We start from the raw sequence: 13,486 nt of genomic DNA on the forward strand, positions 1-13,486 counted from the left end.
TCGACCTTCCCGCGCGCGCCCCATGCGCGCGCCCAGGGTCCGTTTATCCGCGATCGATCGAATATCGGCCGGGGCCTGCTGCGCACAGTGCAAGCAAGCCGCCCGCGATCGCGATGTTCTTGTAGAAATGAATCATGTTGTTGATCTGCTCGCCGCCCGTCATCGTCCAGTAGTGGTGGCCGATGATGCCGGTGCCGATCGTATAGAGCGCCAGCAGCAGCGCGAGCGGGCGCGTCTGGAAGCCGACCAGGATCGCGATGCCGGCGAACAGCTCCATCACGACGGAGATCGCCGCGGACACGATCGGCGCGGGCGCGCCCTCCGAACCCATGAACGCGATCGTACCCGAGAAGTCGACGATCTTCTTCCAGCCGAACATCACGAACAGGATCACGAGCAGGATTCGGGACAACAGCAGCAGCACATCGCGCTGGGACGCGAGAAACGGTTGATTCGGTGTCATGGTCTCGATCAACGAAAGCGATGCACGGTCTACGCGCACCGGATTGCCAACGATCCAGGACGGGCGGCCGCCTGCGCCGCCCGCCCCGCTCTGCAACAACCGGCATCGGGCCCGCCCGATGTGCTGTGCGCCTCCTCTTGTCTATTGTTGCCCTGCTTCGCCGCGCGCCGCGTCAGCGCAGCTTCGCGACGTCCTGCTCGGTCACCTTCGCGGCCGGATTGCCGAACTGCCCGGTCAGGTAGTTCGTCAGCGCGGCGATCTGCGCGTCCGACAGCTCGTGACGGAATGCCGGCATCCCGACATCCTCGCTGCCGGCCTTGCGCTGCACGCCGTTCAGGATCACCTGCACGAGGTTGGTCGGATTCGGCGCGCCGACCGTCGAGTTGTGGAACAGCGGCGGGTAATAACCGTCCGGCGTGCCCTTGCCCTGCATCTGGTGGCACGTCGCGCAGTTGCCGAGGTACAGCCGCGCCGGATCGATGCCCGACGACGCGAGCGCGACGCCGCGCAGCTTCAGCCCGTCCTCGGCCGGCTTGCCCCACGACGAGCGCGACTGCTTCGCGTCGCCGCTGGCCACCGCCGGCACCGTGCGGATGTACGTCGAGATCGCGCCGATGTCCGCTTCCGTCATCTTCGAGAAGCTGTGCTCGATCGCCTCGGCCATCGGGCCGGCCGCCTGCGCGAGGCCCGGCACGCTGCCGGTGCGCAGGTACTGGACGAGCTGCTGCTGCGTCCATCTGCCGATCCCCGCGTTCGGGTCGGACGTGATGTTGTAGCCGTCCCAGCCTGCGAGTACCGAACCCGACAGGAAGCTGCCGCCGGTTTCGTCGAGCGATTTCTCCTGCATCGCGATGCCGCGCGGCGTGTGACATGTGCTGCAGTGCGCGAGGCCCTGCACCAGATACGCACCGCGGTTCCATTCGGCGCTTTGCGCCGGCTTCGGCTGGTACACGCCGTCCTTCAGGAACAGCCAGTTCCAGACCTTCAGCGGCCAGCGCATGCTCAGCAGCGCGGGGATCTCGTTCTTCGGCGGCGCCTGCTTGACCGGCTCGACGCCGTGCATGAAGTACGCATACAGCGCCTGCACGTCGTCGTCGTTGATCTTCGCGTACGACACGTACGGCATCGCCGGGTACAGGTTGTCGCCGTTCTTCGAGACACCGTGGCGCACCGCGCGCTCGAAGTCGTCGAACGTCCAGTTGCCGATGCCGGTATCCGGATCGGGCGTGATGTTGCTCGTATAGATCTTGCCGAGCATCGGCACCGGCATGCCGAGACCGCCCGCGAACGGCTTGCCGCCCTTCGCGGTGTGGCACGCCATGCAGTCGCCCGCGATCGCGAGGTATTCGCCGCGCTTGACCTGCGCCGGATCGGCCGAGTCGGCCGCGCGTGCGAAACCCGGCAACGCGAGGCAGCCGGCAAGGAGGAAGGTGAGAGTAGATTTCCGCACGGTCAGACTTCCTTCTTCAGCGTGTCCGACATCCGCAGCGCAAGCGCCGCGATCGTCAGCGTCACGTTCACCGTACCGACGGTCGGCATCGTCGAGCTGCTCGAGATGAACAGGTTCGGATGGTCGAACGTGCGGCAGTCCTTGTCGACGACCGAGTCGCGTGCATCCGCGCCCATGATCGTCGCGCCCGTGATGTGGTTGTTCGGCGCGAACTCGTCGTTGAAGACGACTTCGGACCCGCCCAGCACCTTCGCGGCCGTCGCGTAGACCTCGCGCGTGTGCACGGCGCCGCGCTTCACGTAATCGTCGATCGCGTACGTGATCTCGGGGCGCGGGATGCCGATCGCGTCGGTGGCCGTCTTGCTCGGCACGATGCGGTTCTCGGGCTGCGGCAGGATTTCGTGAAAACAGTCGAACTGCACGTAGCGCGCGGAGCGGTCGCGGATCTGCGCGTCGAGTTCCGCGGGCTTCATCAGCTTGCCGGCCTTGAAGATCTTCTGCGTCTCCTGGTTGATGCGCGACATGTTCGACAGGTGGATCTTCTTCGCGGCTTCGGTCGCGCGGAACGGGCCGTCGCGGAAACCGATCAACGAGGTCATCTCCTGCGGGCCGCGGCCCGGCCACAGCTTCTCGTTCGCGTAGAACGACACGCCGGTGCCCGGATGGTCCATCAGGTTGCGGCCGACCATGTCGGAGCTGTTCGCGACGCCGTTCGGGAAATCGCGGTTCGCGGACATCAGCAGGATCTTCGGCGTCTCGATGCCGTTCGCGGCCACGACGAAGTACTTGCCCTCGACGCGATGGTCGGCACCCGTCTTGTCCTTGTAGATCGCGGCGACGATGCGCTTGTCCGGCCCGGTCTCGAGCTTGTAGACGACCGCGCTGTCGATCAGCTTCGCGCCGGCCTGCTCGGCCTTCTCGACGTGCACGATGCCGTTGTACATCGCGCCGATCGGACAGATCGGCATGCAGTTGTTGTTCCCGCAACAGGTCGGCCGGCCATCGTACGGGCGGCTGTTGCGCGCGACCGGCTCGGTCACGACGTGGAACTTCGGGTCATAACCGTTGAGCGCGCTCTTGATCGTCTGCTCGTTGAACGACAACGGCAGCGGCGGCATCGGGTACGGCGCCTTGCGCGGCGAGTACAGGTCTTCCTCGGGGCCCGGGCCCCACACGCCGAGTTCCTCCTCGGCGCGCTGGTACCAATGCTCGAGGTCGTCGTACTGGATCGGCCAGTCGCGGCCGACGCCGTACACGGTCTTCATCTTGAAGTCGTTCGGGATGAAGCGCCACGCCGACGCGGCCCAGTGCCACGTCGTGCCGCCCACCGCACGGATGTACTGCGAGTTGAACTTGTGCTCGCCCTTCAGGATCAGGTAGTCGTTCGGCGGGCCGTATTCCGGATGCGGCGCCCATGCGCTCGACGGGTACGGCGCCATGAAATCGGTCTTGTCGACCTGGTTGCGAAAGCGCTCGACGATGTCGCCGCGCGGCATGCGCGGGCCGGCTTCCAGCAGGATCACGGACTTGCCGGCCATCGCGAGCTGGTGGGCAACGATCGCGCCTGCGACACCCGATCCGACGACGACGACGTCGGCTTTTTGCGTATCGGTATCGGCCATCAGGCTTGCCTCTCGATCGGTTTTTCGGCCCAGAAGCCGGGTTTGTTGGGGCAATACGAGGGAATCACGAGCGTATCGGAGACGACGCTGAACATTAATGCTTCTTCGTAGGTAATCACGACGTTGTCGACGATGCCGAGATACCACGCTTCAAGAATCTTCAGCGCGAGCGCTTCCTGATCGGGGTTCAGCGAACCGGACGCAAGTGCGCCGGCGAGTTGCGGCAGGCTGTCGGCCGTCTTGAACGAGCCCTTCTGCAAGGCCTGCAGGAAGCGTTCGCCGAGCACGCGGCTCAGCCCCTTCTTGCCGGTCAATGCTTCCGAGAGCGTCATGAACGTATCGAGCGGCGCTGTGCCGGGATCGTCGGCCAGGGCCCGCAACGCCAGTGAGCCGGTGAGGCCCGCCGCCGTCAGCGCCAGTGCGCCCTGCAGCCATTGACGCCGCGTGATGCCGCTTGCGGTTGCGTCGCTTTCGCGACGCGAGTGGGGAGTGTTGTCGTTGTGCATGTTTCCTTCTCTCGAACACCGGATTCGGGAAAACCACGCTTGATATTTCTCAAACATTGGCGCGGACCTGAAATGTACGCGCACAAATCGGATCGAACAATCTTTTTATAGTCCATTTAATGTTCCGCAATCCGAGACAATCGAAATTTCGATGCATTTTTGTGTCGTCGGCGCGACAAATCTGCGGCGCGCAACCCCGGTGTCGCATGCCGGCGACACCCCGCGCGCCGCGATGCGCGCGCATGACGGTCGGTTAGAATCGCGTGCAATCAAACAGAAAGCTTCCCTCCGAGGGCAATCGAGCGATGAAGCAGCACGACAAACACAACAAAGCCGATCGAACCGACCGCACCATCCGGCTGCTCTGGCACATCGGCGCCGTCGCGGCGCTCGGCGGCGCAGCGGCGCTTTCGCTGCACGCGGGCGCGGCGCGCACGGTGAGCGTGTCGCCGCAAGGCACCGTCACCGAAGTCCGGCAGAGCGTCGTCAAGTTCGACGAACCGATGGTCGCGTTCGGCTCGGCCTCCGCGCCGAACCCCGCCCGCGTGACCTGTAACGACTCGACGGCCGCGCGCGGCCAGGGTCACTGGCTCGACGACAAGACCTGGGTTTACGACTTCGAAAACGACCTGCCGCCCGGCGTGCGCTGCTCGGTCGCGCTCAACGACACGCTGCGCTCGGTCGCCGGCAATGCAGCCAGCGGCCCGCGCCGCTTCACGTTCCAGACGGGCGGCCCGTTCCCGGTGTCGGTGCGCCCCGGCTCGCGGGAAATCGAGGAACACCAGGTTTTCGTGTTGAAGCTGAACGGCCCGGCCGAGCCGCGTTCGGCGCTCGCGAACATCTGGTGCGAAGCGGCGGGCATCGGCAACCGCATTCCGGTCACGGCCGCCGACGACGATACGCGCAACGCGCTGCTCGATCATTTCGGGTTCAAGAAGGAAGCCGCGCGCGTGCTGACGCTGTCGTGCTCGCAGGCGCTGCCGGCCAGCGCGAAGATGCAGCTCGTCTACGGCAAGGGCGTCGCGAGCCCGAGCGGCATCGCGAACGAAACCGAACGCCGCTTCGATTTCACCGTACGCGCGCCGTTCGCCGCGAGCTTCTCGTGCGAACGCGAGAACGCGAAGGCGCCCTGCACGCCGTTGCGCCCGCTCACGCTGTCGTTCAATGCGCCGATCTCGCGCAAGAACGCCGAAGCGATCAAGCTGCGCGGCCCCGACGGCTCGCTGAGCCCGACCTTCGCGGCCGACGACCACAGCGAGGAAGTGACGACCGTCACGTTCAACCCGCCGCTGCCCGCGCAGGCCGGCCTGACGATCGAACTGCCGTCGGGCCTGCGCGACGTGACCGACCGCTCGCTGTCCAACGCCGACCTGTTCCCGCTGGCGACACGCACCGCGCCGATGCCGCCGCTCGCGAAATTCTCGTCGGGCACGTTCGGGATCGTCGAGCGCTTCGCCGAACCCGACACGCCCGCGCTCGTGCCCGTCACGCTGCGCAACGTCGAGGCCGACCTGCATATCGCGGGCCTCAACGCGGGCGGCGCGCAATTCGCGAACCTGAAGGTCGAGAACGATACGGCGATTCGCCAGTGGATGCGCACCGTCGACCGCTTCGACAACTGGTCGATGACGGCCGGCTCGATCGACAGCCAGATTCCCGGCCTGCTCGACCGCAAGGGCCAGCACCCCGTCTACGTGCCGCTCGAAGCCGGCGAAAAACAACCCGCGCCGAAGAATCGCCGCATCGACGTGCGCTCGCTGTCGCTGCTCGAGGGCGAGCCCGGCGCGCAAACGCTGACGCTGCCGCAGGCCGATCCGAAGACGCTGCGCCCGTTCGAGGTGGTCGGCGTGCCGATCGACAAGCCCGGCTTCTACGTGCTCGAACTCGCGTCGCCCGCGCTCGGCCGCTCGCTGCTCGCGAAACCGTCGAGCATGTACGTGCGCACCGCCGTGCTCGTGACGAACCTCGGCGTGCACCTCAAACAGGGCCGCGAGAACAATCTCGTCTGGGTCACGACGCTCGACAAGGGCAAGCCGGTGCCGAACGCGCAGATCCGCGTGTCGGACTGCAACGGCGACGAAATCGCGGCCGGCACGACCGACGCGCAGGGCCTGCTGAAGATCGACGGGCCGTTCGAGCCGAAGCGCGCATGCAGCTCGTCGGAGCAGCGCTTCGACGACTACTTCGTGTCGGCGCGCGTCAACGATCCGAAAACGGGCCCCGACATGGCGTTCGTCAGCTCGGGCTGGAACCGCGGGATCGAATCGTGGCGCTTCAACGTGCCGACCGACACCGACAGCGCGCCGACCGTGCGTGCGCATACGGTGTTCGACCGCACGCTGCTGCGCGCCGGTGAAACCGTGTCGATGAAGCATTTCATCCGCACCGAGACGCTGCAGAGTCTCGCGTTCCCGTCGCAAACCCCGACGCGCGTGACGATCCGCCATCTCGGCACGGGCCAGACGTACAAGCTGCCGCTCACGTGGGCGGCCGACCATAGCGCGGACACGCAGTTCACGCTGCCGGCCGCCGCGAAGCTCGGCGAATACAGCGTCGAGCTCGAAGGCGGCCCGGAAGATGCACCGACCGCCACCTACTACAGCGGCAGCTTCCGCGTCGAGGCGTTTCGCCTGCCGGTGCTGAAAGGCTCGATCGGCGCGCGCGACGCGCAGAAGAGCCCGCTCGTCGCCGCGAAGGAGGCGCCGCTCGCGGTGCAGATCGACTACGTGTCGGGCGGCGGCGCATCGAACCTGCCCGTGCAGGTATCGGCGCTGATGAAATGGGCATCGCCGCCGTTCGCCGACCGCTTCGAGGATTTCAGCTTCACGCCGTACCGTCCCGACTCGAGCGACGGCAACGCCGACGACGATTCGCAGGACGGCGACAACGCGTCCTCGTCGAACCACGATCCCGACGCGACGAAGCTGATCGCCGACAAGCTGCCGCTGACGCTCGACCGCAACGGCGCGGGCTCGGTCACGCTCAAGGGTCTGCCCGACGTCGACGCGCCGAAGCGCATCGCGCTGGAAGCGACGTTCGCCGATCCGAACGGCGAAGTGCAGACGATCCGCGGCGACACGATCCTGTGGCCGGCCGCGGTGGTGGCCGGCATCAAGGCCGGCCGCTGGGTGTCGGTCGGCCAGCGCGTGCCGGTGCAGGCACTGGCGGTCGATTTGCAGGGCAAGCCGCGCGCGTCCGTGCCGATCGAGATCAAGGGCGTCGCGCACATCACGACCTCGTCGCGCAAGCGGATGGTCGGCGGCTTCTATGCGTACGACAACAAGAGCGACACGCGCGAGCTCGGCGTGCTGTGCTCGGGCAAGACCGACGACAAGGGCCGCATGGCCTGCGACGCGACGCTCGAACAGGCCGGCAACGTGCAGTTGATCGCGGTCGCGAAGGACGGCGACGGCCGCACGTCGAATGCGTCGACGTCGGTGTGGGTCACACGCGAGGACGAACTCTGGTTCGGTGGCGACAACACCGACCGGATCGACGTGATCCCCGAGAAAACGTCGTACGAACCGGGCGAAACGGCCCGCTTCCAGGTGCGGATGCCGTTCCGCTATGCGACGGCGCTCGTCGCGGTCGAACGCGGCGGCGTGATGGAAACGCACATCGTCGAGCTGAACGGCAAGAATCCGACCGTCGACCTGAAGGTCGGCGATTCGTGGGGGCCGAATGTGTACGTGTCGGTGCTCGCGCTGCGCGGCCGGATTCGCGAGGTGCCGTGGTATTCGTTCTTCACGTGGGGCTGGAAAGCGCCGGTCGAATGGGCGCGCGCGTTCTGGCGCGAAGGCCGCCACTATGAAGCGCCGACGGCGTTCGTCGACCTGTCGAAGCCCGCGTTCCGCTATGGTCTCGGCGAGATCAAGGTCGGCACGGGCGTCCATCGCCTCGGCGTGACCGTGACGACCGACGCGACGCGCTACACGGTGCGCGGCAAGGCGCAGGCGCACGTGAAGGTCACGCTGCCGAACGGCCAGCCTGCGCCGGCCGGCACGCAGATCGCGGTCGCGGCCGTCGACGAGGCGCTGCTCGAACTGATGCCGAACAACAGCTGGGACCTGCTCGACGCGATGCTGCGCCGGCGCGCGTACGGCGTCGAGACGGCCACCGCGCAGATGGAGATCGTCGGCCGCCGCCACTTCGGCCGCAAGGCCGTGCCGGCCGGCGGCGGAGGCGGCAGCGCGCCGACGCGCGAGCTGTTCGACACGCTGCTGCTGTGGAATCCGCGCGTGACGCTCGATGCAAGCGGCAGCGCGACCGTCGAGGTGCCGCTGAACGACGCGCTCACGCGCTTCCGGATCGTCGCGATCGCGGCGGTCGGCCCCGACCGTTTCGGCACGGGCAGCACGTCGATCCGCAGCACGCAGGATCTGCAGCTGATCTCCGGCCTGCCGCCGCTCGTGCGCGAAGGCGACGCGTTCCGCGCGCAGGTCACGCTGCGCAACACGACCGACCGCGCGATGCAGGTCGTCGTGACGCCGCGCGTGACGGGTCTCGACGTCGCGCCGCAAACCGTGTCGCTCGCGGCCAATATGGCAACCGAGGTTGCCTGGACCATCACCGTGCCCGAGCAGGCGCTCGATGCGGCCGGTGCGCTGAACTGGCGCATCGAGGCGGCCGAGCAAGGCGGCAAGCGCGCGTCCGACGCGCTGGCGGTCGCGCAGAAGGTCGTGCCGGCCCTGCCGGTGACCGTGCAGCAGGCCACGCTCGCCCAGGTCGACGGCACGCTGACGGTGCCCGTGTCGGCCCCGGCCGGCGCCGTGAACAACGCGCAGGGTTCGCCGCGCGGCGGCATCGCCGTCTCGCTGCAGTCGAAGCTCGCCGACGGCCTGCCCGGCGTGCGGCGCTGGTTCGAGCGTTATCCGTACCGTTGCCTCGAACAACAAACGTCACGCGCGATCGGCCTGCGCGACCCGGCGCAATGGCAGGCGCTGATCGCCCGCATGCCGGTCTACCTCGACGGTGACGGGCTGGCGAGCTATTTCCCGCCGTCGTCCGACGATTCGCACCACGGCAGCCCGACGTTGTCGTCGTACCTGCTCGTGGTGTCGGACGAAGCCAGCCGCCTCGACCCGCGCTTCGCGCTGCCGGAAGACCTGCGCACGCAGCTCGAGGCCGGGCTTGCACGCTTCGTCGACGGCCGCATCGAGCGCAACGCGTGGGCGCCGCGCCAGGATCGCGACCTGCGCAAGCTCGCCGCGATCGAGGCGCTGTCGCGCTTCGGCGCCGCGCAGGGCCGCATGCTCGGCTCGATCGAGATCGCGCCGAACCAGTGGCCGACGTCGGCGGTGATCGACTATCACGCGATCCTGACGCGCGTGAAGGACATCCCGCAGCGCGACGAGAAACGCGCGCAGGTCGAACAGATCCTGCGGGCGCGCCTGACGTACCAGGGCACGCAGCTCGTGTTCTCGACCGCGCGCGACGACGAACTGTGGTGGCTGATGACCAGCAACGAGACCAACGCCGCGCGTCTCGCGCTGGAATTCGCGGGCGACCCGGCATGGAAGGACGAGATGCCGCGGGTGACGGCCGGCCTGCTCGCGCTGCAGCGCCAGGGCGCATGGCAGACGACGACGTCGAACGCCCTCGGGCTGCTCGCGGTCGAGCGCTTCTCGCGCACCTACGAGAGCACGCCGGTCGCCGGCGCGACGAAGGTCGCGCTCGGCGGCGACGAGCGTTCGATCTCGTGGTCGCAGGCGCCGGCGCCTGCCGACGCACCGGTGTCGGCCACCGCCGCGACCCGCGCCGCCGCCGCGCGCAGCGTGATGCTGCCGTGGCCGCGTGCGTCGCAGGGGCCAGCCACGCTGTCCGTCACGCAGGACGGCACGGGCCGCCCGTGGGCGACGGTCGAGAGCCTCGCGGCCGTGCCGCTGCGTGCGCCGTTCGCGGCCGGCTACCGGATCACGAAGACCGTCACGCCCGTGTCGCCGGCCGTCAAGGGCGTGCTGACGCGCGGCGACGTCGTGCGCGTGCATCTCGACATCGATGCGCAGAGCGACATGACGTGGGTCGCCGTCAACGATCCGATCCCGGCCGGCGCGACGATCCTCGGTTCGGGCCTCGGCCGCGACTCCGAAGCGGCAACGCAGGGCGAGAAGACGCCGGACGGCGCATGGCCGGCATTCATCGAGCGCGATTTCGACGGCTACCGCGCGTACTACGACTATCTGCCGAAGGGCAAATTCTCGGTCGAGTACACGGTGCGGCTGAACAACGTCGGCACGTTCGGGCTGCCGCCGACGCGCGTCGAGGCGCTGTACGCGCCGTCCGTCCACGGCCTGTGGCCGAACCCGCCGATGACCGTGAAGGCGCCCGACGCGGGCAAGTAACGAGACCGTGATGATCGATCTGGCATGGCCGCGGCCGGCGCGTTTCGCCGGCCGCGTATTCGTCGCCGTCGTGCTCGCCGCGCCGCTGGTTGCACATGCGCTGCCCGGCTACGACGACGTGCGCCGCAACTGGCGCAGTTCCGACTGGGTGCTGCTCGCGCGCGACGGCACGCCGTTGCAGCGCACGCGCGTCGACCTCGCCGAACGGCGCGGCGACTGGGTATCGCTCGCGGATGTCTCGCCCGCGTTCCGCGAGGCGATCGTCGTGTCCGAGGACAAGCGCTTCTACGAACACAGCGGCGTCGACTGGCGCGGGATCGCCGGCGCCGCGTGGGGCAACCTGTGGAACGAGCGCACGCGCGGCGCGTCGACCGTCACGATGCAGCTCGCCGGGCTGCTCAGCGATTCGCCGCGCCGCTCGGGCCAGCGTTCGCTGCCGCAAAAGGCCACGCAGGCGATGAACGCGCTGCTGCTCGAACGCGGCTGGCGCAAGGACCAGATTCTCGAGGCCTACCTGAACCTGGTGCCGTTCCGCGGCGAGACGGTCGGGCTCGGCGCGCTGTCGCAGGTGCTGTTCGGCAAGGCACCGTCGGGCCTCGACGCGCGCGAGGCGGCGATCGCGGCTGCGCTCGTGCGTGCGCCGAACGCGGCGCCCGCGAGGATCGCCGAACGTGCGTGCCGGATCCTGCGCGACATGCACGCCGAACCGGCGTGCGCATCGCTCGACGGTTACGTGCAGCTCGTCGTTGCGCGCCCCGCCAGCGCCGTGCGCGATGACGGCGCCGCCCTCGCCCCGCACTTCGCGCGGCGCATCGCGGCCGAGGTCAAACCGGCGGCCGGCGCGCAGGTCCGCACGACGCTCGATGCGCCGCTGCAGCGCTTCGCGCGCGACACGCTGATGCGCGCGCTGACCGAACTCAATGCGCCCGCGCACCGGCGCAACGTGCAGGACGGCGCGGTCGTCGTGATCGACAACGCGACCGGCGAGATTCGTGCATGGGTCGGGTCGTCGGGCGCACTGTCGAGCGCGCGCGACGTCGATGCCGTGCTCGCGCCGCGCCAGGCCGGCTCGACGCTCAAGCCGTTCCTCTATGCGCAGGCGCTCGACGAGAAACGGCTGACGGCCGCGTCGCTGCTCGACGATGCGCCGATCAACCTCGCCGCCGGCGGCGGCCTGTACATTCCGCAGAACTACGACAAGGATTTCAAGGGCTGGGTGAGCGTGCGCAGCGCGCTCGGCGGCTCGCTGAACGTGCCGGCCGTGCGCACGCTCGTGCTCGTCACGCCGCACCGCTTCGCGCGCACGCTGACCGCGCTCGGCCTGCCGCTCGCGCAGGAAGGCGACTACTACGGCTTCAGCCTCGCACTCGGCAGCGCCGACGTCACGCTGCTCTCGCTGACCAACGCCTATCGCGCGCTTGCGAACGGCGGCGTCGCGCGCAAGGTCGTCGACCTGCCGGCCGCGGCACCGGCATCCGGCGCATCGACGCCCGCCGGGACGAATGACGGCACGCGCGTGTTCAGCGAGGCGGCCAGCTTCATCGTCACCGACATCCTGTCCGACAACAACGCGCGCGTGCGCACGTTCGGCTTCGACAACCCGCTCGCGACGCGCTTCTTCTCCGCCGTCAAGACCGGCACGAGCAAGGACATGCGCGACAACTGGACCGTCGGCTACACGTCGCGCTATACGGTCGGCGTGTGGGTCGGCAATGCGGACGGCTCGCCGATGTGGGACGTGTCGGGTGTCACGGGCGCGTCGCCCGTGTGGTCGGCCGTCGTCGGTTATCTGCACCGCGACCTGCCGAGCCGCGCGCCGCGCGCGCCGGCCGGCGTCGAGACGCGCCGCATCGCGTTCGAGCGCGACATCGAGCCTGCACGCAACGAGTGGTTCCTCGCCGGGACGGCGGTCGACACGATCCGGCTCGCGGCGCCCGTCGCGCCGGGCAAGGACGGCGCGCGCGCGCCGCTGACGATCGGCGCGCCGACCGACGGCACGATCTTCGCGATCGACCCGGACATTCCGCCGAGGAATCAGCGCATCTGGTTCGAGCGCTCGGCCGGGCGCGCGACGAAGTTCGCGTGGCGGCTCGACGACAAGGTGATCGGGCATGCCGACCGTATCGCATGGCTGCCGTGGCCGGGGCGGCACCGGCTCGAGCTCGTCGACGCACGCGGCAACGTCGCGGATGCGATCAGCTTCGAGGTGCGCGGCGCGTTCGCGAAGACGGCCGCGCGCAAGCCCTGAGCACGTGAACCGGCCAACCCCGGTGCAGAGGCATGTGCGTCGCTGTCGTCGCGACCGGGTCAAACGAGCCAGCAGCGCGCCGATCCGGGGCCTAGAATGAGAACAGCGCCGCCTTCCCGACGCGCACCGGTTGCCCCATTCTTCCGATCGTCCGCGACCATGAACATTCGCCACGAACGCTTCACCCGCCCCGCGCTGGGCGTCTTGTGCGTCGCAACGCTCGCCGCCCTCCAGGCGTGCAACGGCGATGCCTGCTTCGGCGTCGATGTCTGCTTCAACAACAATACGCAAACCGTCGCGCTGTCGGGTACGGCCGCGACGGGCGGCGCGCTCGCGAGCGCGCAGGTGACGGTCAACTGCGCGGCCGGCTCGGCGACGACGCTGACGGACGGCGGCGGCAACTACCGCGTGACGCTCAACGCGACGCTGCCGTGCGTGATCACCGTGGCGTCGGGCGGCACGCGCCTTCATTCGCTCGCGTATGCAGGCGGCACCTTCAATACGACGCCCGAGACCGAGTTGATGCTGGTCTATCTCGCGGCCCAGCTCGGCACGAACACGGCCGGGCTGATCGGTCATTTCCAGGGCAGCCTGCACGATCAGCAGGTGATGAACGACCCGAACGCGGTCCAGGCCGCGCAATCGGCCGTCGTGTCGAACCTGCAGCAGCGCTATGCGGTCACGCTCGCGGCGCCGGCGTTCCTGACCACATCGTTCGTGGTCGGGCAACCGGGCGTCGACAGCGACCTCGTCGCACTGGCCAAGGCCGGCGCGATCGACTCGAACGGACAGCCGGATCCGGTTGCCGTTTCGCTGTTGCAGCAGGCCGGCGCCGCGCATCCGCTGTAACGGGAGC

At 68.5% G+C, this 13,486-nt stretch carries 7 protein-coding genes; 3 read left to right on the forward strand and 4 right to left on the reverse strand.

Annotated elements, in window-relative coordinates; genetic code table 11:
- Positions 1–43 precede the first annotated feature (43 nt).
- From AC1VVG_RS28190 to AC1VVG_RS28205, 4 genes are all read right to left on the reverse strand, one after another.
- Positions 44–463 carry a DoxX family protein gene (locus AC1VVG_RS28190; RefSeq protein WP_034187892.1) on the reverse strand — a complete coding sequence of 140 codons (420 nt, stop codon included), beginning with the start codon at positions 461–463 and terminating at the stop codon, positions 44–46.
- A 172-nt stretch (positions 464–635) separates the two neighbouring features.
- Positions 636–1,913 carry a c-type cytochrome gene (locus AC1VVG_RS28195; protein WP_482836931.1) on the reverse strand — a complete coding sequence of 426 codons (1,278 nt, stop codon included), beginning with the start codon at positions 1,911–1,913 and terminating at the stop codon, positions 636–638.
- A 2-nt stretch (positions 1,914–1,915) separates the two neighbouring features.
- Positions 1,916–3,535, reverse strand: coding sequence for a GMC family oxidoreductase (locus tag AC1VVG_RS28200; RefSeq protein ID WP_482836933.1), 1,620 nt, complete (start codon positions 3,533–3,535; stop codon positions 1,916–1,918).
- Positions 3,535–4,041, reverse strand: coding sequence for a sugar dehydrogenase complex small subunit (locus AC1VVG_RS28205; protein ID WP_049028374.1), 507 nt, complete (start codon positions 4,039–4,041; stop codon positions 3,535–3,537). The genes AC1VVG_RS28200 and AC1VVG_RS28205 overlap by 1 nt, the downstream gene beginning before the upstream one ends.
- A gap of 305 nt (positions 4,042–4,346) precedes the next feature.
- Here AC1VVG_RS28205 and AC1VVG_RS28210 point away from each other — a divergent pair, with 305 nt between their 5' ends.
- The 3 genes from AC1VVG_RS28210 to AC1VVG_RS28220 all read left to right on the forward strand — a co-directional run bounded on the left by AC1VVG_RS28210 (position 4,347) and on the right by AC1VVG_RS28220 (position 13,479).
- Positions 4,347–10,382, forward strand: a complete 6,036-nt coding sequence (locus tag AC1VVG_RS28210; protein WP_482836935.1) for an alpha-2-macroglobulin family protein — start codon at positions 4,347–4,349, stop codon at positions 10,380–10,382.
- A gap of 10 nt (positions 10,383–10,392) precedes the next feature.
- A complete protein-coding gene (gene pbpC / locus AC1VVG_RS28215) occupies positions 10,393–12,630 on the forward strand; it encodes a penicillin-binding protein 1C (protein WP_482836937.1) in 2,238 nt (745 codons plus the stop codon).
- Positions 12,631–12,789: 159 nt separating this feature from the next.
- On the forward strand, positions 12,790–13,479 hold the full coding sequence (locus tag AC1VVG_RS28220; RefSeq protein WP_482836938.1) for a hypothetical protein: 690 nt from the start codon (positions 12,790–12,792) through the stop codon (positions 13,477–13,479).
- Positions 13,480–13,486 lie beyond the last annotated feature (7 nt).

The organism is Burkholderia sp. L-4, assembly GCF_056856535.1.